The 21,577-nt window shown below is 35.8% G+C and carries 18 protein-coding genes; 6 read left to right on the plus strand and 12 right to left on the minus strand.

The genetic code is table 11. The features are described 5' to 3' along the window. Positions 1-172: 172 nt before the first annotated feature. Together GHD00_RS17455 and GHD00_RS17460 are read right to left on the minus strand one after the other, a co-directional pair. On the minus strand, positions 173-2,224 hold the full coding sequence (locus GHD00_RS17455; protein WP_276208291.1) for a beta-galactosidase: 2,052 nt from the start codon (positions 2,222-2,224) through the stop codon (positions 173-175). Between the two features lie 217 nt (positions 2,225-2,441). Beyond that, a complete protein-coding gene (locus tag GHD00_RS17460) occupies positions 2,442-3,290 on the minus strand; it encodes a helix-turn-helix domain-containing protein (protein WP_163539491.1) in 849 nt (282 codons plus the stop codon). A gap of 558 nt (positions 3,291-3,848) precedes the next feature. Between GHD00_RS17460 and GHD00_RS17465 the strand changes: the two genes are divergently transcribed. The 5 genes from GHD00_RS17465 to GHD00_RS17485 all read left to right on the plus strand — a co-directional run bounded on the left by GHD00_RS17465 (position 3,849) and on the right by GHD00_RS17485 (position 10,519). Further along, the gene (locus GHD00_RS17465) at positions 3,849-5,396 is read left to right on the plus strand and encodes a response regulator transcription factor (RefSeq protein WP_163539492.1); all 1,548 of its coding nucleotides are present in this window, start codon (positions 3,849-3,851) and stop codon (positions 5,394-5,396) included. Next, positions 5,396-7,156: a sensor histidine kinase gene (locus GHD00_RS17470; RefSeq protein WP_163539493.1), complete on the plus strand. Its 1,761-nt coding sequence runs from the start codon at positions 5,396-5,398 to the stop codon at positions 7,154-7,156. The genes GHD00_RS17465 and GHD00_RS17470 overlap by 1 nt, the downstream gene beginning before the upstream one ends. 228 nt (positions 7,157-7,384) lie before the next feature. Next, the gene (locus GHD00_RS17475) at positions 7,385-8,656 is read left to right on the plus strand and encodes an ABC transporter substrate-binding protein (protein WP_163539509.1); all 1,272 of its coding nucleotides are present in this window, start codon (positions 7,385-7,387) and stop codon (positions 8,654-8,656) included. Positions 8,657-8,780: 124 nt separating this feature from the next. Further along, positions 8,781-9,695, plus strand: a complete 915-nt coding sequence (locus GHD00_RS17480) for a carbohydrate ABC transporter permease (protein ID WP_163539494.1) — start codon at positions 8,781-8,783, stop codon at positions 9,693-9,695. Continuing rightward, positions 9,692-10,519: a carbohydrate ABC transporter permease gene (locus tag GHD00_RS17485; RefSeq protein ID WP_163539495.1), complete on the plus strand. Its 828-nt coding sequence runs from the start codon at positions 9,692-9,694 to the stop codon at positions 10,517-10,519. Before GHD00_RS17480 ends, GHD00_RS17485 begins: the two co-directional genes overlap by 4 nt. Before the next feature lie 70 nt (positions 10,520-10,589). Here the strand turns inward: GHD00_RS17485 and GHD00_RS17490 are convergent, their stop codons facing one another. From GHD00_RS17490 to ade, 3 genes are all read right to left on the minus strand, one after another. After that, positions 10,590-11,792, minus strand: coding sequence for an ROK family transcriptional regulator (locus GHD00_RS17490; RefSeq protein WP_163539496.1), 1,203 nt, complete (start codon positions 11,790-11,792; stop codon positions 10,590-10,592). Positions 11,793-11,922: 130 nt separating this feature from the next. Further along, the gene (locus GHD00_RS17495; RefSeq protein ID WP_163539510.1) at positions 11,923-12,906 is read right to left on the minus strand and encodes an aldo/keto reductase; all 984 of its coding nucleotides are present in this window, start codon (positions 12,904-12,906) and stop codon (positions 11,923-11,925) included. 234 nt (positions 12,907-13,140) lie between these two features. Beyond that, a complete protein-coding gene (gene ade, locus GHD00_RS17500) occupies positions 13,141-14,916 on the minus strand; it encodes an adenine deaminase (protein WP_163539497.1) in 1,776 nt (591 codons plus the stop codon). 225 nt (positions 14,917-15,141) lie between these two features. Between ade and GHD00_RS17505 the strand changes: the two genes are divergently transcribed. Next, positions 15,142-15,765: a YesL family protein gene (locus tag GHD00_RS17505; RefSeq protein WP_163539498.1), complete on the plus strand. Its 624-nt coding sequence runs from the start codon at positions 15,142-15,144 to the stop codon at positions 15,763-15,765. 34 nt (positions 15,766-15,799) lie between these two features. Here GHD00_RS17505 and GHD00_RS17510 read toward each other — a convergent pair whose 3' ends face one another. The 7 genes from GHD00_RS17510 to GHD00_RS17540 form a co-directional block, all read right to left on the minus strand. After that, on the minus strand, positions 15,800-16,228 hold the full coding sequence (locus GHD00_RS17510; protein WP_163539499.1) for a CBS domain-containing protein: 429 nt from the start codon (positions 16,226-16,228) through the stop codon (positions 15,800-15,802). A 164-nt stretch (positions 16,229-16,392) separates the two neighbouring features. Next, on the minus strand, positions 16,393-17,163 hold the full coding sequence (locus GHD00_RS17515; protein WP_163539500.1) for a DeoR/GlpR family DNA-binding transcription regulator: 771 nt from the start codon (positions 17,161-17,163) through the stop codon (positions 16,393-16,395). 73 nt (positions 17,164-17,236) lie between these two features. Continuing rightward, positions 17,237-17,551, minus strand: a complete 315-nt coding sequence (locus tag GHD00_RS17520; RefSeq protein WP_163539501.1) for an L-rhamnose mutarotase — start codon at positions 17,549-17,551, stop codon at positions 17,237-17,239. A gap of 139 nt (positions 17,552-17,690) precedes the next feature. Continuing rightward, complete coding sequence (locus GHD00_RS17525; RefSeq protein ID WP_163539502.1) at positions 17,691-18,554, minus strand: HAD family hydrolase; 864 nt, start codon at positions 18,552-18,554, stop codon at positions 17,691-17,693. A 280-nt stretch (positions 18,555-18,834) separates the two neighbouring features. After that, positions 18,835-19,815, minus strand: coding sequence for a ring-cleaving dioxygenase (locus tag GHD00_RS17530; protein ID WP_163539503.1), 981 nt, complete (start codon positions 19,813-19,815; stop codon positions 18,835-18,837). A gap of 199 nt (positions 19,816-20,014) precedes the next feature. Then, positions 20,015-20,254 carry a DUF362 domain-containing protein gene (locus tag GHD00_RS17535; protein WP_163539504.1) on the minus strand — a complete coding sequence of 80 codons (240 nt, stop codon included), beginning with the start codon at positions 20,252-20,254 and terminating at the stop codon, positions 20,015-20,017. Between the two features lie 140 nt (positions 20,255-20,394). Further along, complete coding sequence (locus GHD00_RS17540; protein WP_163539505.1) at positions 20,395-21,234, minus strand: aldo/keto reductase; 840 nt, start codon at positions 21,232-21,234, stop codon at positions 20,395-20,397. Positions 21,235-21,577 lie beyond the last annotated feature (343 nt).

A 21,577-nucleotide genomic window follows, 5' to 3' on the forward strand; every position in this document is an offset into this window, starting at 1 on the left:
ATACGGAACATAATTTCACTAAGTGGAATAATTTTATTCTAACGATCACCTTCTTATTCGTCAAGTTCTAACTAAAGTAAAAAGAAAAAGTGGATAGAGAGGTAGCAAAAAGGGCATTCCTATATACGTGAATGCCCTTCTAAACGTCAAAACCTCATTTTATTTCTTCAACTTATTTCTTCAACACTATTACATCAAATCCTTTTAATGTAATAGAATCTACCATTTTGTTGCCACTAAGCAAATCTTCATATGCTTGATTTTCAAGATTTATTTCTGTCTTATGATTAGAAAAATTCATTAGAAATAAGTATTCATTTACCCCATCTGTACGTACTTGCGCACTCACATGTCTTGGTAAAGAGCCCTTAATGGCACGTTTTAGTGATAGTTCATCTGCTAATCTTTGATAAAATGCTTGATGAAAAGCCTGCTCATTTCTTGAAGCAATATAATAGGCCTTTCCTTCACCAAAATGATTAACCGTTAGTGCAGGTCTACCTGCGTAAAAGTCATCCCCATAATACGCAAGTGCTTCTGCACCCTCTAAATGAATCAGATCACATAACTCTTTTGCTTCGAATTCACCATTAAGCCCTAATTCATTGTTACCTATTGTATTGATCTGATTTGTTTCCCCATCATATAATCCATCAATCTCTTCAGACCATATACCTAACGTTTTGCGTAACGGCCCAGGGAATCCATTTAAGAAACACAGATCATTTTCATTAACAATACCTGACCAATAAGTTGTGACAAAAGTGCCGCCATTTTGCACAAAGCGTTCAATATTTTCTCCAACGGAAGACCTTACCATATAAAGCATTGGCGCTACTACTAATTTATATTTGGAGAGATCTTTTTCGGAATCAATAACATCTACAGCAATACCTTGCTCCCAAAATGCTTGATAATGCTCTGTTACAGTACGTTCATAATGAATGCCAATATTTCTTGGACCTTGCGCGTCTTTTACTGCCCAACGATTTTCCGTATCAAAAATAATCGCCACTTCAGCGTTAACTGTTGTACCTACTACCTCATCTAAATTAGACAAATCTTCTCCTAGTTTTTTTACATCTTGAAAGACACGTGTATGCTCATGACCAACATGATCCACAACCGCTCCATGAAACTTCTCACTAGAACCTCGGCTTTTGCGCCACTGAAAATATTGTACAGAATCAGAACCATGTGCTACGGCTTGCAGTGAGGATAGGGCATGCATTCCTGGTTTTTTCAACTTACTGATAGGCTGCCAGTTAGTTAAACTTGGAGTACTTTCCATTAACAAAAATGGCTGTCCATCTTTTAAAGAACGGAACCAATCATGATTCATAGCGGTATAGGCTGCAAGATACGTTTCATCTTGCCTGTCATGCCATGTTGGATAAGAATCCCAAGAAACAAAATCTAAATCTTCAGCAAATTTTGCATAATTCAAGCCTTCAAAAGCTTCCATAAAATTCGCAGTTACTGGTAAATCTGGCTTTACCTTTTTCAATGGTTTTATTTCGTGACGGTAAAAATCTAAGGTTTGATCTGTCACAAATCGTTTCCAATCTAGATTCAAGCCATGAACCATCGATTCACCATGCGGTGCTGGTGATTCTAACTGCGACCAGCTCGAATACGTATGGCTCCAAAACGTGGTCCACCATTCATCATTTAACGCATCTAACGATTTATACTTTTTCTTTAACCATTCTTGAAAAGCATCCTGGCAATAATCACAATGACATTCACCACCATATTCATTTGAAATATGCCAGCCAATCACAGCTGGGTGATCTGCATATCGTTCCGCTAATTTTGAATTCATAATTGCCGTTTTTTCACGATAGACAGGCGAAGAATAACAATGATTATGGCGCAAACCATGCAAATTCCGTACACGATTTGCTCCTACTCTTAACACTTCGGGATATTTCTCAGACATCCATGCAGGTCGAGCACCAGTTGGAGTTGCCAAAAAGGCGTATATCCCATTCTCATGGAATGTATCCAACAAGTTATCCATCCATTCAAAATTAAACTTTCCTTCTTCGGGCTCTAGCTTAGCCCAAGAAAAGATGCCTACTGACATCACATTACAATTGGCAAGTTTCATTAAACGAATATCTTCTTCTAATACTTCGGGGTACTTCTCCCATTGTTCTGGGTTATAGTCTGCCCCATGCAACATTTTGGGTATCTTATTACTTACTGGGTTGAACTTCATGTCATCACCTAACTTTCTCTCAATTTATGGATGAAAGGCCGATTTCATTTCGACCATTACTTTCCACTTACTAAATTAATTTAATTATTTATGTAATTCTTATTATAAAGTGATGACCATTTATTTTATATATCAAATTATTCTATCCCACTTTCAAAAAACAAAACCTGCATCTATAAAGAGAAACTTCCATCAGTAGGGACTTACGGACAATTGTTCACCGTGATAAATGATGCAGGTTCCGATATGTGCTTGGTGTAATACCTTCTCGCTTTCTAAAAGTTGTCACAAAATGACTGACATTGTTAAATCCTACTTGTTTCGCAATTTCCTTTAATGATAAATCAGGAGTTGTCATTAAAATTCTTTTCGCTTCTCGAATTCGCAATTGGACAAGAAAGGAGTAAGGACTAATGTTAAAAGTATCATGGAACATGGTATTTAGATGTTGGGCACTTACTTGTGCCTTCTTAGACATCTCTAATAATCCAATGTCTTGTGGATATACTTGCTCTAACCATTCGACAATCGATCTAATCTTTTCAAAAGATTGTAAGACAGAAAGCTTATTATTCATTTGTCCATCTTTTTTTAAATGCATTAAGAATTGATATAAATCGGATGAAATCTCATGTGATAAATGATGAGGATCTGTGTCATTACCTAGCTTAGTAATCATTTTCTCCATATGAGAAGAGAATGATATGTTATCCGTTTCTTCATATACAGCTGAATAATTCATATCTAATGCATTTAAAATGGGATCAATTGCTGCACCAGTAAAGGTAATATAATAGGTCTCCCAATCTTCCTTGGCTTCATGGTCTGAATAGTAGCTATGCGGTGTATAAGGTGCTAACAATATTCCTTTTCCAGGTGTTAATGAAAAGGAGTGATTGGATAATTCTATCACTCCCTTCCCTCTTACTGTATGTAACCAGTGAAAATAGGGATAGCCTTCTTTTCGATTAAAGTCTTGCTCATATGGATTATAGCCAATACTTTCAATATACAGCGGTAACGGATTCTCTGGTAAGGAAAAAGTATAACGCTTTTTCTCATCCAATCTAAACAGCCCTTTTTGTTAAGAATTTATATATTGATTCTATTATATTGGATTATAATATGATAAAGAAAGCTCGGCAATTCCCGAACCTTTTGGCGACAGCAGAGCCGTAGTTGCTCTTACTCTATATTCCTAAAATTGTCCATTACGCTGAGATTGCTTCCTTGCTGACAATTTATATTTTCCTATACAGGAAAATAGGACAACTTTGGAACCAACCAAGAGATCTATTATCGATCCATCATTAATTGTTTGTTATGATATACAATAAAAGTTGTATTCTAAAATATTATTACATTTTTATAATAACCTAATTGCAGAAAATCCATAAACTGCGCAGTAACTTATAAATATTTTCCTCCCACTCGTTTAAAGATGTGTGCTTAATCGTCGCTGCGGAAAGCGAAGTATATTTCTGGAGCGGTCTTCAGAGCTTTTTTAAGACTTATGTCGCAGTTTTGTTCTACTGTGTGGTAAAAGCACAAAGATTATGAAAAAGAACCAGTTACATAGATCTAATATACATTATTCGCCATAATAAGGAGGGCTGTTTTACCAATGGAAGATTTTTATAAAGTTCTGATTGTTGATGATGAAATGCTAATTCGGCAAGGGATAATTAATTATATAGAATGGGAAAGTGAAGGTTATAAAATAATAGGGGAAGCTTCTAATGGAGAAGAAGCCATACATTTAATGGAGACATACCAACCTCAAATCATGATAACAGATATAGTCATGCCAGGAATGGATGGCATTGAATTAGTCAAGTATGTTAAAGATGAATATCCTGATACAGAAATTATTGTTCTGAGCAGCTTTGAAGATTTTGACTATGTTAGACAGACCTTTCAAAGTGGAGTGGCAGATTATATTCTAAAACCGAAGTTAAACACGGATGAATTAATACAAACCTTACGACGGGTTACGCAAAAACAAACGAAATCAAGTAGTAAAGACATAAGTAAACCTTCGGTTGAAGAAGGATTAAAAAAGATATTAGAAGGATATCAATCGATTCGTGATATGGATTTAGCTCGTAAACATTTCCCATACGATTCCTTCAATTTAATTGAAATGTTTTGGAAAAAGGATAAGGAGATATCATTATCTAAAAAAATGATAGTAAATGTGCTGAATGACCATGTACAGAATATATTGTGTCATGAAATTCCTATTAAAGAAAATAGTATTGTCTTACTGGTTAATGTCACCGAAAAAAATTTACGGAAAGTGAAAGAGGTTATTCAATCATTATCTAAACAGACAATAGATAATAAATTGCATATAAAATGGATATTAAGCAAACCGTTTTATTCGATTGATGAACTAAAAAAAGTGCATGAAAATGACCATATCAAAATGAAGCAATACCATTTCTATTTACCAAATTCGAACTTTCTCCCTTATGATGACTTACCTGCTTTAAGGGAAATAAAAATTGAATTTGACTTAAATCATATGATTTATTTGTTTAAGCGAAAACAATTTCAAGAAGCATTTATATATTTGAATGAACATATTGGATTACTTTCTAATCAATACGAGACAGACGTATTTGAATTTAAATCCTGGCTTGAAAATATCATGTTCAACATTATCGTTTTGCTTGGAAATATGAAATACGATATTCAAGCGCTTGAAGCTGAAAAATACACCTATTTTTCTGATATTAATGAGGCGTTTCATGTGAGAGAGGCCGTTTCTATTTTTGATCATTTTATGGAAAAAGTAGAAAATATGGTTTTACCTTCAAACATCGAAACGACTTCAAATATTCAACGCCTTTTAGATTATATAGAAGAGCATTACAATGACCATTTGTCTTTACAAACCTTAGCTAATCACTTTCATTTTAATCCATCTTATCTATCCAGTTATTTCAGTAAACATCATGAAGAAGGGTTTAGTGAGTATTTAAATCATGTTCGTATAAAAAATGCAATGAAAATGTTGAAATCTACTGATATGTCTATCTCTACTATTAGTGAAGCTGTAGGTTATTCTGATCCAAGTTATTTTACGAAAGTGTTTAAAAAGATGACAACTAAATCACCTAGTACTTTTCGTAGAGAAAACAAGACAACAAACATGAGGCATTTATAATGAAAAAGCTAATCAATATCATTCAAACTAACAATTTATTTATTAAGATCTTTTTAGTTATGGTGGTTAGTATTATAGCGGTTTCTTTGTTGATTACTTATAGCAGTATTCGAATGTCGAGCAATTTATTTATGGATACATTCAGCATTACTAATTCAAAAATTATGAACCAAATAACAGAAAGATTTAACACATTTAGCGATTCTATTGTCTCCGCATCCCTAGAGGTAGATACTAATGGAACTATGAAACAATTGCTTCAAGAAGAACATAAAACCAACATAGAAAAGTCCATTTATTATTATCACATGAACGACGAAATGGAACGAATATACGCAGAAGTAGATCCAAACGATGCCAACATGATTGTGATGAGCAAAAACAATGAAATTTTTAATATGAATTATATTAAGTGGCCAGTGGATGGGGAAAAGTTAGCCAATCATGAAATGATCCGAAGAATGGAAGAAAGTTCAAATGATATTGTCTATCAATTTGAAGAATCAGAAGTGACCAATGGTGTGCCCATGATTATCGCTTCTAAAGCATTAAAATTACAATCGGACTTTATATACGGTTATTTATTTTTTTCGCTAACAGAAAAAGACCTGAAAAAGTTTTATGAAAGTTACACTAGTGCAGGTAATAATGTATTGTTATTGACACCAAACGGCAAGATTATCTCTAGTAACCAAGAAGAATTAGTTGGTGGAAATTCTTCAGAATTACTAAGCTATGCTCAAAGTTTCGAAGATGAAGAATTAGAATATCGTAATGTCGATGTTTTTGGACAAAACTACATTCTCCTTTCAGAGTATTTGCCTAGTTTGGATATCTACCTTGTTAATCTAATCAACCGAGAAATAGTCGCAGATAATGTAATTGATACTAGCGAAATTGTATTTATTAGTATTGGCATTGTCATTTTGGCAGTACTTGCCACCTTTTTAATATTACGAAAAATGACTGTATCCATTAGTAAACTTGTTCATCAAATTTCAGATATGGCGAGGTATCAATTTAATAAGCCATTAAAGGAAACGGGAGGGTATGAAACAAGAAAAATTGCAAAGGCATTTAATTATATGTTAAATGAAATGCAGGATTATGTTCAAATTTTGTTAAACACACAAGAAAAACAAAGAAAAGCAGAGTTAGATGCATTACAACATCAAATTAATCCTCATTTTATATATAATACATTAGCATCGATTAAATTCATGATAAGACAAGAGAAAAAGGAAATAGCTTCTGATACCATTGATTCTTTTATTTCATTAATACAAAATTCATTAAGTAATGTAGAAGAAACGATAACTGTCGAACAAGAACTAGAAAACTTAAAAAATTATGTACAAATTAATCAAGCGAGATATGGCGATCGAATTAAAGTGAATTATTTAATCTCACCTGACTGTTTGCCTCTCTATTTACCTAAGCTTGTACTTCAACCTTTTATTGAGAATGCCTTTTTCCATGCTTTTACAAAGAAAAAAGCTGGTTTTATACAGATATTAATTGCACAAAAAGACAACTATCTTATTTGTGAGATCATTGATAATGGAGATGGCCTGGCACCAGACCAATTAGATGACAAAACAATCAAAACGAAGGAAAAAAGACAGTTATTCAGTGGTATTGGTGTAAAAAATGTCCATGAAAGAATTCAATTACTGTATGGTAAAGATTATGGCGTCAAAATAGACAGCGAGCCATTGAAAGGAACAAAAGTTATGGTAAAACTGCCTGTCTATGAATAACGACACCTTAGTGATCTATTACCACCTAAAAAAATTACCAAACCTAAAAAAAATAATAAATAATAAAATTATAAATTGTTTATTCTAAAAATAGTTTCATTTTTTACTAAAGATCGTCCAAGAGGTCTTTAGTTTTTTTTGTTACAATTTGATTACAGTGTTGAAAGCGATTCCAACACACAAAAAAAGTAGGGGGTTTTTCAATTGAGGAAAAATTTTTGGTTATTAATGATAGCGCTTTTAACAGCAATAGTGTTGGCTGCATGTTCTGGTGGAGATGACGGTTCAGGCAATGCTGAAGAGGAAGATAATGGTGATGATGGATCACAAATTACTGCTTGGGCTTGGGATCCAAATTTTAATATTGCAGCATTAAACCTTGCAAAAGAACATTATGATAACGAAAACTTTGAAATGGAAATTATCGAAAATGCTCAAGATGATATCGTACAACGACTTAACACTGGTTTAAGCTCTGGAACAATGAAAGGGATGCCAAACATTGTATTAATTGAAGATCAACGTGCTCAAAGCTTTTTACAATCTTACCCAGATGCCTTTTATGCTATAGGAGACTATTTTAATCCTGAAGACTTTGCTGACTATAAGTTAGCACCCACAAGCTTTGATGGAGAACAATATGGTCTTCCATTCGATACTGGAGTAACTGGATTTTTCTACCGAACAGATTACCTTGAAGAAGCAGGATATACACATGATGATTTAGTAAATATTACATGGTCTGAATATGTAGAGATTGCAAAAGATGTCAAAGAGCAAACGGGTCAAGCCATGCTCTCTTTAGATCCAAATGACTTAGGAATTTTACGTGTTATGATGCAAACAACAGGTACATGGTACACATCTGAAGATGGTACGATCCAACTGGAAGGAAACGAACCATTGCAAATGGCTCTAGAAAACTATAAAGAATTAATGGAAAATGATTTAGTAAAATTAAGCTCTGATTGGAGTCAATATTTAGCGGCATTCAACAGTGGAGATGTTGCGTCTGTTCCTGCTGGAAACTGGATCGGTCCTAGTGTGGAAGCAGAAGAATCTCAAGCAGGCCTTTGGAGAGTAGCTCCAACACCACGGCTAGATATGGAAGGTGCGGCAAATGCATCAAACCAAGGTGGTAGTTCATTCTACGTATTAAACATTGACGGTAAAGAGGCTGCGGCTGAGTTTCTAGGAGAGACTTTTGGTTCAAATGTAGAATTCTATCAAGATCTAGTTCAAGAAGTAGGTGCAATCGGTACATTCAAACCTGCATCTGAAGGCGATGCTTACCAATTTGAAAACGAATTCTTTAATGGCCAGCAAGTAGTGTATGACTTCTCTCAATGGATGGAAGAGATACCACAAGTTGATTATGGTATGAACACTTATGGAATTGAAGATATTCTATCAGCTGAGATTCAACAATACTTGGATGGTAAAAGTTTAGAAGATGTTCTATCAGATGCTCAGACACAAGCTGAAAACCAATTTAAATAAACGAACATTAATAATTAAAGCCCTTGGGAAGAGTCTCATCTCACTATGAGATAGCACCCTGCCTTGGGCTTTCTTTACCATCATCACAGTTAAGATGAATGTCTTATAAATAAGGAGGAGGAACATGAGTCAAGCCAATTCACACTATACAAAACAACAGAGTACATTTGTACAACGATTCAAAAAGAACTATATTGGCTGGTTATTTATCATATTATCAGTGCTTGGTATAGGGCTGTTTTATTTTTACCCAATGGTTCAAGCTTTTCTATTATCGTTACAGTCTGGAATGGGCTCAAATTTAGAATATGTGGGATTGGATAACTATATCAGGTTGTTCAATGATCCTACCTTTATTACAGCCTTAACGAACACTATTTTATATCTATTAATTCAAGTGCCTGTTATGATCGTGCTTGCTTTAATTTTTTCCGTACTATTGAATGATCCTACATTGAAGTTTAGAGGTTTTTTCCGTACTGCTATTTTCCTGCCAGCTGTTACGTCATTGGTTGCTTATGCGGTCATTTTCAAATATTTATTCGGAAGTGATGGTTTAGTAAACGAATTTCTATTAAACTTCAACCTTATTTCAGAACCGCTTAATTGGTTAACGGATCCATTTTTAGCTAAAATAACAATTATTATTGCAATCACATGGAGATGGACTGGCTATAATATGATTTTCTATCTGTCTGCTCTACAGAATGTGGATAAATCGATGTATGAAGCAGCACGTATTGACGGTGCTTCTCCTGTACAGCAATTTTTCTTCATTACTATTCCTTTATTAAAACCTATTATTTTATTTACATCCATTGTGTCGACAATTGGTACTCTCCAATTATTCGATGAAGTAATGAACATTACAAGTGGCGGACCAGGTAATGCCACCATGACAATCTCTATGTATATTTATAACTTATCGTTTGAATATACCCCAGACTTTGGTTATGCAGCTACTGTATCCTATGTGATTTTGATCTTAGTTGTTATCCTTTCCTTCATTCAATTTAAGCTGGGCGGTGATCGAGAGTGAAAAAGATAAAACGAATTTTTATATATTTATTTTTAAGTACTGCTGCCATAGTATCGATTTTCCCATTTTTATGGATGATCGTAAGTATGACGAACAAATCGGTTGATGTAACCAGAGGGAAACTAACACCAGGAATGCATTTTATAGAAAATTTAAATAATTTGTTAGAAACCACTCAAATTGGAATCGCGTTATGGAATTCCTTTTTAATCGCGGTAATTACAACAGTCTTGACATTGTTGATTGGTTCTTTAGCCGGTTATGGATTTGAAATCTATCGTTCAAAAGGGAAGGACATGATCTTTAATATTCTCATATTATCAATGATGATTCCATTTGCAGCCATTATGATTCCATTGTACCGTTTATTTGGACGAATTTCTGCCGATGCTCCGTTCATTGGATTAGATACGTTAGCGGCAGCGTTTTTACCAACAATTATTACAGCATTCTTTATCTTCTTTTTCAGACAAAACACAAAAATGTTTGCGAAAGAATTAGTGGAAGCGGGGAGAATTGATGGGCTAAGTGAATTAGGAATCTTTTTCCGGATTTACTTACCTACTATGAAAACGACGTACGCAGCAGCTGCGATTATCGCTTTTATGAATAGTTGGAATAACTATTTATGGCCATTGGTCGTCTTACAATCACCCGAAAATCAAACGATACCATTATTAATATCTAACTTAGGTGCTGGTTACACTCCTGATTACGGAGTTATTATGACAGCGATTGTTATTGCAACACTTCCAACAGCTCTTGTATTCTTTTTAATGCAAAGACACTTTGTTGCTGGTATGATGGGATCGGTAAAAGGATAAGATAATAAAAATCATCGGAGTGACATATACTCCGATGTTTTTTTCTTTTTTAGTAATGAGTTTTATTCCCCTACTTTACTTCCGGTTCAAATAATTCACTTAAAATCAATGCTACAGCGCCTAAAGCAGATCCATAATCACCTAATTTGGAAACAACTACTGGCGTTTCTTGTGCCCTTTCGGAAATAACTCGTTCCCTTATCGTTTGACGTATTGGTGATATAATAAAATCACCAGCTTTTGATACGCCGCCTCCCACAATAATTTGACAAGGATTACATACATGAATCAAATTAGTTAAAGCAACACCAATGTAAATACCAGCGTTGAATAATATTTCCTGAGATAATGTATCACCTGTTTCCGCTGCACGATGTACTAGCTCTGCCGTAATAGGTTTTGGTTCATGTGTCACCCACTCTGTTAATACCGTCTTTTCACCATGCAACACTAATTCATGAGCACGCTCTGCAATGGCAGGGCCGGAAGCAACAGTTTGTAAGCACCCTACATTTCCACAGGAGCATAGTTTACCATTAATATCAATCGTCATATGTCCAATTTCACCAGCTATGCCATGCTCTCCATTAAATAACTTGCCATTAATGACAAGACCTGCTCCAATTCCTCTTCCAACATTTACGGCGATCATGCTTGTTTGAGGCACTTGATCATGAAACCAAGCTTCTCCTAGAGCAAGTGCTTTTGCATCATTTTCGACTCTTACATCCATATCAAATGTCGTTTCTAAATGTTCTTTAATGGATATATTGCGCAAATTTAAATTAGGAGCAAAAACAGAAATACCTAATGCAGCATCGACAACACCATGCATCGCTACACCAATTCCGATAAGGCGTAACGATTTGTTTTGATCGATTAATTGAGCAACACCTTGTTCTAGTGTGGAAAGAAATGCGCGCTCATCAATCCCCTCATGCACAGCTTTATGCCAGTTATCCACCACATTTCCAGATAAATCGGACAAAATAAATTGAATATTGCTAGGACCTACATCGATTCCTATGATGTAGAATCCAGTCGTATTCAGTTCAAGCATTTTCGGCTTCCGACCGCCTTGTGATGCCCCTAACACACTTTCTTTAATCAATTCTTGTTCCAACAATTCCTTTACAATCGTTCCTACGGTTGGTGGTGTCAGCTTTGTCTCCTTTGCAATTTGTGCTCGAGAAATGGATCCTGCTGTGCGTATTTTATTTAATATAATCGATTTATTTAATGATTTCATCCATTGGAAACTACCTCGTTGCATGTACTCTACCCAACTTTCTTAAATTACTTCATTAAGTATAACATGGATAGAGCTTTTACACATGCACGAATCATTGTAACCATTAATCGACGTGTTTTTACAACACATAAGGTGAAAGGTACCTTACCTTTTAATACGGTCCTCGTATCGCGTCATGTACATTTTGTTGATAAAAAGTGCGTAACTTATCTAATTCTTCATTCGAAAAATCAGGTGTATCTATAGCAGCTAGGTTATCCTCTACTTGTTGAACAGTCTTAAACCCTGGAATCACTGAAGATACAGCATCATGACTTAATATCCACTTCAAAGCTGCACGTGTCATGTTTCCACGGCCTTCTGCAATCCATTCTAATTGGCTGCTTAGTTCTACTCCTTTTTCAAAAGGCAGCCCGGCAAAAGTTTCACCTACATTAAATGCTTCCCCATTACGATTAAACTTTCTGTGGTCATCTTCTTCAAATTGATGGTTGGAAGAAAATTTCCCTGTTAATAAACCGCTTGCCAAAGGGACTCGAGCAAGTATTCCAACATTCTTTTCTTTTGCTACAGGAAAAAGTTCTGTTATTGGTTTTTGACGGAAAATATTAAAGATCACCTGTAATGTATCGACATTTGGATTTTCCATGCAAAGTAACCCTTCCTCTACCGTTTCCACACTGACCCCATAATGTCTAATCTTTCCTTGCTGCTTTAGCTTGTCCAATACTTCAAATACTGCTCCATCTCTAAGTATTTCTATCGGTGGGCAATGGATTTGGATCAGATCTAACTGATCACGCTGCAAACGCCTTAAGCTATTCTCTACATAATGAGTGACAGATTCTTCTGAATATGTATGGGGGTCATGAATGTCCCCTGCACGGCAAAATTTTGAAGCAATATAAATTTTATCTTCTTTGCCTTTGGTAGCCTTAGCTAATAATTCTTCACTATGGCCACCTCCATATACATCCGCTGTATCAAAGAAATTTACACCGGCATCCATTGCGCGGGCTAGACCTTTTAATGCTTCCTTATCATTTGTCTGCCCCCACGCACCTCCAATGGCCCATGTTCCAAAGCTCAGTTCACTAATATTCATATCAGTTTTTCCTAATGGACGGTATTGCATAAATTTCACTCTCCCTTTCCTGTCTATTTATCTCTTTACATAATCGTGCCAGTTATGAACTGGTTGCCAACCAAGTACTTGTACTTCCTTTACTTTGTTTATGCTTCCAACTAACATTATACGAGTTCTCTATATAAAATAAAAAAAATCCGCTTACAAAAAAACATATAAAAATGGCTATTGAGTAAAGTGACACATCTCACCCAATAGCCATCTTAATTTATCTGCATTTACCTACCTTAAAACATTTATCAATTCAAAATTGGTGACATCCACTAATCCACGGTTGGACATTCTGACCTCTGGTATGACTGGAAGTGCAATCAAAGAAAAAGTCATAAATGGAGCATGAATCGGGGAACCTAGCTGTTTCCAGGCTTTTTCTAACTGTTCAACTTGTTTTACTACGACTTCTAAAGGCTTGTCAGACATTAAGCCAGCAATTGGCATTGGTACATGCGCCAATACTTTACCTTGATCGACTACAATCATACCTCCTCCAGAATCTGCTAGCTTATTTGCTGCAAACGCCATATCATCAGCATTAGTTCCCATAACAAGTAGATTATGACTATCATGTGCAACGGTGGAAGCAACAGCTCCGGATTGAAGTTGAAAACCTTGAACAAAACCGAGAGACACTTGTCCAGATTGATGGTGGCGGTCCATGCATGCAATCTGAATAATATCTTGGTCTAAGTCCGACTGAATGATACCATTTTTAACTTGTAAAGTTGCGGACATTTTTTCTGTTCGAGCACTATTTTCCATTACCTTTATACCATTTATATCCACAGATTTATCCACAGTTTTTTTGAACAAGAAATTTTCTGGAACTGCAGAACGTTTTAGTTTCACAGTGTTTTTTGCGTAATCTGGATAAATATAAGTTGGAAAATCGTAAATGAGTGCTTGGTTATCCACAACAATAGTGCCATCTGTTACAACAGTAGAAGGTTCTAATTCTTCTAGATCATCAAATATAGTAATATCAGCTTTTTTACCAGGTGTTATACTCCCCATTTCTTTATCCATATGATAATAACGTGCTACATTAATTGTCGCCATCTGAATCGCTACAACCGGATCCACACCTTCTTCAATAGCTCGACGTACTACATGATTTAATTGCCCTTTTTCGACTAATGTTTGTGGATAAACATCATCGGTGACTAACGTAACATTTGTTGGGTCAATTCCATCTTCCGTAACAATTTTAATCACTTCTTTTACATCATGCCATGCAGACCCTTCTCGAATCATAATGTGCATGCCTAGACGAGCTTTTTCTAATCCTTGCTCTCTCGTTACCGTCTCATGGCATGAATCGACACCTGAAGCAATATAAGCTTGGAGCATTTCATTCGTACCATCAGGGAAATGACCAGTAACAGCTTTCCGCTCCTCTATCGTTGCTTCAATCTCGCCAATCATTTTTGGATCATTGTAAACAACCCCTGGAAAATTCATAACCTCCCCTAATCCAACAACACCGTCCCATTTTAACCCAGCTTCAATATCTTCGACCGTTAGGCTTGCTCCAGCATCTTCTAATCCATCTGTTGCCGGAACACAGGAAGGATAGGTTGTGTACACTTTTAACGGTAAACCTTTCCCTTCCTCATGCATTAAACGTACCCCATTTACTCCTAACACATTGGCTATTTCGTGCGGGTCCATAAACACAGACGTTGTTCCTTTCATTAATGCTGCTTTTGCAAATTCTGTAACCGAAAGCATGGTACTTTCCACATGCATATGACCATCCATCAGTCCTGGTGAAATATACTTTCCCTTTGCATCTACCACTTTTGTCTGTGGACCAACGCATTGGTCAGAAGCACCGATATAAGCAATTTTACCATCTTTTATCGCAATAAAGTCATTGTCTTGTAATTCTTTCGTCATCACATTAATCCAAGTTCCGTTCTTAATGACCAAATCTGCTTTTTCTCCACCTAATGCTACTTTTCGCAAAGATGCTCGTACATCTCGTTGTGTTGATTTCATACATTATTCTCCTCTCTTCCTAGTAAAACAAGCTACATGGAGGAGCTTTATCAAAACTTCTCTCACCTGTAGTATAGAGATTTATTAAGCAGAAACACCCAAACTTTATTATTAGGCTTATATATTTACACTATAGTAATCTGCCCAAATGATATCGTCAATGATTTTTTCTATGCTCGTTCAAATATGTTAAAATACAAGTAATGAATATAAGGAGAGATCACTGTGAGAAATTCGCTGTATGGGGCTACTGAATGGATTACAAGGTTTGCTTACGTTAATATTTTATGGATAGCGTTTACTTTACTAGGTATTGTTATTCTAGGCTTTTTTCCCGCTACTGTTGCTATGTTTACCTTGATACGAAAATGGATTATGGGAAATACGGAAATTCCAGTGTTCCCAACTTTTTGGAAAACATTTAAAGAAAATTTTTGGAAGAGCAACTTAATTGGATTGGTATTTGTTGTGTTTAGCTATATTTTCTATGTAAATGTACAATTTATGCAATTAAATCAACAAACTTACCTAGATTTATTTAAAATCCCTATTTATTTATTTATGATTCTGGTTACGTTAACTTGTTTATATGTTATTCCTGCTTTTGTCCATTATGATTTACGATTACGTGATATTTGGAAAAACGCATTTTTTATAATGGTGATACATCCATTACATAATATTTCGATGATCGTTGCCGTCATAGCTGTACTTTACGTGTTGTGGCTAATTCCTGGAACTTTGATTTTCTTTGGAGGAAGTCTTGTTTCCTTTATCATCATGGGGACTTGCTATCACGCATTTAAAAGAGTGGAAGAAAAACAAGCGCGTATGGCAGAAGAGAAATAATCCCCAGAGCTGTTTGTCAGCTCTGGGATTTTTTTTAATGAAGTTCAGGACGCTCTGAGATTTCCTCTAAAGCTTGCCCTGCTGCTTGATCAGACATATCCTCTAAGGATAAATCACCTAATGCTAAAATACCAACTAGCTTCCCTTGTTCTACAACTGGAAGGCGACGTACTTGATGTTCTGCCATAATATTACTAGCCTGTTGCAAATCGGCATTAGGCTCCACATGATATAGATGGTCACTCATCACTTCTTTAATCGCAGTGGAAGCTTGCTTATTGTCTGCATAACCACGAACAGCTAAGTCACGGTCTGTTACCATACCTAATAATTCTTTGTTATTACCACATACAGGGATAGCGCCGACATTTCTTTCTTTCATTAACCTAGCCGCATCTTGTAAAGAGTCATCTGGAGTACAAACGCGGACATCATCTGTCATAATATCTCTTACTGACTTCATTTTCATGACCTCCTTTATGCATGCATATAGACAGTTACCTGTCTCAGCCCATAGCTTAACCAACTTGGGGAAAAACTTGCATGTTATTGTCAGATGGAAATTTAGCAAATCAGAAAATTGAAGTCGAAAAAACACTAGCTCTATTGGCTAGTGTTTTAAATTAATCATTTATTTGCAATAATTACTTCAATATCTCGTTCATGTAATGTATCTGCATCTTGTTGAGAGACTTCACTATCCGTTATAACTCTCTCCACTTTATGTAAAGGACCAACATGTGCAAATGCTTGTACATGAAACTTATGGTGATCTGCTAAAATATAAGTAGTATCAGCAATTTCCATTAATTTTTGTTTCACTCGTGCTTGCTGCTCGTTGGATTCACTAATGCCATGATTAAAATGGAGTCCTTTACAAGACAAAAACGCCTTATTAACATGATAACTATCTATCGCTCTTTCCGTTAAAGGTCCAACATAGGATAACGACCTAGGATGCAAGGTTCCGCCAGTACAAATGACTGTAATATAATGCTTTTTACTGAGCTCTACTACAACATTTACGGAATTGGTTAACACTGTTATCGGGATATTTGGTAAATTTTTAGCTACATACCATGCTGTTGTACTTGCATCTAGAATAATTTTGTCAGACTCCACTATATGCTTTGCTGCTTCTTTTGCTATTTCTTTTTTTTCTTTTACATACATGATTTCACGTTCTTGATAAGATATTTCTGGTGTATCCTCTGTAGACTCAATACTTACTGCACCGCCATGGCTCCGTGCTAACTTTTGCTCTTTTTCTAATTTTTCGAGGTCTCTTCTAATCGTTTCATCTGTCACGGAAAAAAGCTTCGCAAGTTCTGAAACACGAATACTCTTCTTTTCATTCACTACTTCTATAATCCTTTGGTGTCTTTCTGCAACTAACATAGCATTGCCCCACTTTCATTTTCTAACACATCTACTATTAGATGACTATAATCAATGTGCACTTCACTTTCAACTAGTCTAAGTGGAACACCTCTTGATCAATTAGATACATCTGTGGATCTCCTTTTTCATCCATTGCTAAAATATCACTCATAAACGCTTGCCATTTACGATTGGCAGGGTTACCTTCTAATTCCTTCATCGCTCTATGATAATCGTCTACTTCCATATACGCATACAATTTCGTGCCATCCATAAATATACTATAATTGCTAATACCTACTTCCTTTAACGCATCCAATAATTCTGGATGTACTTCTTGATGTCTTTTCTTATACTCTTCTTCTGCTCCTTCCTTGCATTCCATTACAAACATGTATCTTGCCATATACATAACCTCTCCTTTTGTAAACACTTTCATTTGTTTGTTTTATTTTGTTTATATTTATTAATATTGTATCACAAACCATTCCAAAAATAAATAAAAGGTTAAAGCCCATTTATTATGCTTTAACCCCTTCTCATTTTTAGTTACTTAGATTTTTTAAATAATACTCCAAGTAATGATGCACACCATTTTCATGATTAGTATATAATGTTTTTTCTACTGAAAGCTGCTTAATTTTATCTGTCGCATTTTTCATTGCTACAGGATACCCTATATATTGCATCATTGGAATATCATTATTACTGTCACCAATCGCCATCGTATCAGCAGGGGAAATCTGATAATGATTCAATAATGCTTTTATTCCCGTTGCTTTGTTAACCCCTTCTACCATCACTTCTACATTGTGATAAGAGGAAGAAGATGTCGTAAAATCTTGCTGCTTTTTCATTTTTTCTAATACTTTAATCCACTTCTCCATTTTCTCTCTATTTGGATGGAAGCAATATAACTTTGCATATTTTTGATCGGGGAGCTCTTCTACCCAATCAATATCTCCAGCCATTGCTGCTTCACGTTCTAACCATTCGTGTAAACCGACATCATCCGGTTTATCCCCATTGATTAATGTAGACATGTAGGCGTAGTCCTCTTCCAATGACAACCGTTGGCCATCGTTCGGATGTGCCTCATAGTAAATTTGATGTTCTCTAGCAGATTGGATGATTTGTTGCACAAATGCTGGGGTTAGGTAGTATTCTGCTATTTTTTCTCCATCTATATATGTAATCATCCCATTAGCTGTTACAAAACCGTCTAGCTCCATATCAATAGGAGCAGAATCAAACACTTCATCTAAAGACCTGCCTGTTACAATAAAAACGCGCACACCTTTTTGTCTCACCGTTTGAATTGTTTCTAATGATTCTTTTGTTAATTGATTTAGATTGTTTAAAAGTGTCCCGTCCATGTCTAAACATACCGCTTTTGCGTTGAACGTCATCTTGCATGTCCCCCTCTTTACCTAACCTTTCTTCAGTATAGCATTTCTTGATTTGATAATCATATAAAGCAAACTCATCGATTGACGAGCCTTTAGCGAAGTCAGAGACGTAGCTCTTATCTATCTTCCTAATCGTGGTATCTACGTTGAATTCACTTCAACTGTAACACAGTATAAATTCTGATAAGGTAAGAAAAACCTGGATTCTACGTCTTCCTGCTGAGGAGGGTTATGCAACCTATAAAATAAAAAACCCAAGCATTTTGACACGGCTTGGGACTTACAGTGATTCATTTGTTGTATCTATTGGATCTAGGTTTGCTTCAATTTCATTTCGCTGATCTTCTAGGAAAGGTGGTAAAGCAATAACTTCTCCTAAACGTTCCACCTCTTCATCTGTAGAAAAACCCGGGCCGTCTGTTGCTAATTCAATTAAGATACCATTAGGCTCACGGAAATATAAAGATTCAAAATAAAATCGATCTACAAGGCCAGAGTTCGGCAATCTTTCTTTGCGAATATGATCGCGCCAAGCTTTTAATTCCTCACGGTCCTTTACTCGAAAGGCTACGTGATGTACACTTCCACGACCTGGTCTTTCCTTAGGGGCATTTTCACGTACTTCTACATGGACTTCTCCACCAGTTCCGCCTTTTCCGACTTCAAAAGCTTGCACTTCTGCCTCTGCTCCGTCTACAGCATGATAAGCGCCGGTATGTCGAAATCCTAACACTTCTGTTAATATTCGTTTGGTTGGAGCTAATTTTGGTACAGTAAAACGAACAGGACCTAAACCAGTAATCGCTTTTTCTTGTGGTACAGGACTTTTATCCCAAGGGATTCCTGGTTTAATCCCCTGATTTTTTTCATCCGATACAAGCAAGAGCCTCTGTCCTTCTGGGTCTCTAAACGGTAATACCTTTCGATTCATTTGCTGAATGATTCCATCATGCTCCACATGATTTTGTTCAAATCGCTCCAGCCAATATGTAAGCGCACTGTCATTAGGTACACGTAAGGATGTAAAGGAAATACTATGGTTTCCCAGGTACGTATGTCCTGCTCCTTTTATTTCAAAAAAAGTTAAATCTGTCCCAGGATTTCCAACCTCATCTGCATAAAATAAATGATACATACTCGTATCGTCTTGATTGACTGTTTTTTTCACTAATCTCATACCTAGTATTTTTGTATAAAAATCATAATTTTTTTGTGCATTAGCAGTAATGGCTGAAACGTGATGGATACCGATTATACCCAACTTGTGTCACCCCTTTCCATTCTTTCATTTTGTTACTATTATACTATATAATATCTTGAATCCAAACTATATATTGAATTACCTATCTTTATATTATGTTTCAATGTCAACTTTTTATTAATAAAGTACACTTGTTTGACCATAACCTTATATAAGAAAAAGCATGTAAGCCTAACTTATCGCTCACATGCTTTTCGTCTTATTTATCTGCAAAAAATGCTTCTGCCTTTTCCAAATACACCTCTTGATCAGGTGTTAAATCATATTCTTCCTCAATGGCATCCACTGGGCATACTGCTACACAAGCCCCGCAATCGATGCAAACATCTGGGTCTATATAAAATTGATCCTTTCCTTCCTCGATACAATCTACAGGGCATACAGTAGTACATTCCCCTGCTTTTTCTTGTTGACATGGTTCTGTAATTACAAACGCCATGATGACTTCCCCCTAAAAGTTATCAAACTACTTCAACGATATAACACATAAACGAGAGATTGCAAGTATTTTTAATACTTTTCTGTTTTATTCTTTATAGAAAAAAGCACCTATTATAGGTGCTTTTTCCAAAATACTTCTTATTGTTTGTTAAATGTGTCAGGATCCGGACCTACACGTTCGTCCTTATTTAGCTGATTAATACGCTGCATATCTTCCTCACTTAACTCAAAGTCAAAAATAGCAGCATTGTCTTGAATGCGGTGTTGCTTTACTGATTTTGGAATGGTCACCACTTCGTTTTGAAGATCCCATCGTAAAATAACTTGAGCTGTAGACTTATCATATTTATTTGCAATTTCTGTTAACGTTGGATTATCTAATAATTCGCCTTGCTTTAATGGTGACCATGCTTCTAGTTGAATATCGTGTTTTTTACAATAATCATGTAGACTATTTTGTGTAAGATGTGGGTGGTACTCTACTTGATTGACCATTGGCACGATTTCTGAATTCTGTATCAAATCATCTAAATGGTGCTCTTTAAAGTTACTTACTCCAATGGCTCTGATCTTCCCATCATTATAAAGCTTTTCCATTGCCTTCCATGTTTCTTTATATTTATTCAGCTCTGGAACAGGCCAGTGAATTAAATATAAATCTAAATATTCTAACCCTAATTTATTCAAAGTTATATCAAAGGCCTGAAGTGTCTCCTCATAACCTTGATTTCCGTTCCATAATTTGGATGTCACAAATATTTCTTCTCGAGGAATGCCTGAATCTTTAATTGCTTGCCCTACACCTTCCTCATTTTGATAGATTGCTGCCGTATCAATGCTTCTATAGTCATGTTCTAAGGCCCACTTAACTGAATTCTGCACTTCTTGTCCTTCCTCTACTTTAAATACACCTAAACCGAACCACGGCATTTTCACACCATTATGTAGAGTAGTTGTAGCTTGTAAACTCGTCACCATTAAGATTCCTCCTTTGTTTATCCTCTATATTATGATGGCACAAAATACTAGAATTGAAAAATAAAATGCTTACATTTCCAAATAGAAAATACCACAGTATATAACACAATGGTTGATACATAAAGAAAAACTGGATATAACCCGCCCGATCCTTCATGATTTTTCTTATACATAACTGTCGTAGTAGAACAAAACTGCGACGTAAACTAATTGAGGTTTATAAACAATATGGTTCAGGGCAAGTGCTAAACCCCGCCGCGGAAAAACACTCGCTTTCCGTGGGGAACGCTTCAGCCTCCTCGGAAGCAAAGGACGCTTCTGCACTGACCCCCTAAATCCGGAC

Origin of the sequence: Gracilibacillus sp. YIM 98692, from assembly GCF_010993965.1 — a bacterium.
GTDB lineage: Bacteria > Bacillota > Bacilli > Bacillales > Amphibacillaceae > Gracilibacillus.

Coding starts and splice junctions, on each gene's coding strand:
- GHD00_RS17455 (WP_276208291.1), bottom strand. CDS start 2,224: ATGAAGTTCAACCCAGTAAGTAATAAGATACCCAAAATGTTGCATGGG.
- GHD00_RS17465 (WP_163539492.1), top strand. CDS start 3,849: ATGGAAGATTTTTATAAAGTTCTGATTGTTGATGATGAAATGCTAATT.
- GHD00_RS17470 (WP_163539493.1), top strand. CDS start 5,396: ATGAAAAAGCTAATCAATATCATTCAAACTAACAATTTATTTATTAAG.
- GHD00_RS17475 (WP_163539509.1), top strand. CDS start 7,385: ATGATAGCGCTTTTAACAGCAATAGTGTTGGCTGCATGTTCTGGTGGA.
- GHD00_RS17480 (WP_163539494.1), top strand. CDS start 8,781: ATGAGTCAAGCCAATTCACACTATACAAAACAACAGAGTACATTTGTA.
- GHD00_RS17490 (WP_163539496.1), bottom strand. CDS start 11,792: ATGCAACGAGGTAGTTTCCAATGGATGAAATCATTAAATAAATCGATT.
- GHD00_RS17495 (WP_163539510.1), bottom strand. CDS start 12,906: ATGCAATACCGTCCATTAGGAAAAACTGATATGAATATTAGTGAACTG.
- ade (WP_163539497.1), bottom strand. CDS start 14,916: ATGAAATCAACACAACGAGATGTACGAGCATCTTTGCGAAAAGTAGCA.
- GHD00_RS17510 (WP_163539499.1), bottom strand. CDS start 16,228: ATGAAGTCAGTAAGAGATATTATGACAGATGATGTCCGCGTTTGTACT.
- GHD00_RS17515 (WP_163539500.1), bottom strand. CDS start 17,163: ATGTTAGTTGCAGAAAGACACCAAAGGATTATAGAAGTAGTGAATGAA.
- GHD00_RS17520 (WP_163539501.1), bottom strand. CDS start 17,551: ATGGCAAGATACATGTTTGTAATGGAATGCAAGGAAGGAGCAGAAGAA.
- GHD00_RS17525 (WP_163539502.1), bottom strand. CDS start 18,554: ATGACGTTCAACGCAAAAGCGGTATGTTTAGACATGGACGGGACACTT.
- GHD00_RS17535 (WP_163539504.1), bottom strand. CDS start 20,254: ATGGCGTTTGTAATTACAGAACCATGTCAACAAGAAAAAGCAGGGGAA.
- GHD00_RS17540 (WP_163539505.1), bottom strand. CDS start 21,234: ATGGTGACGAGTTTACAAGCTACAACTACTCTACATAATGGTGTGAAA.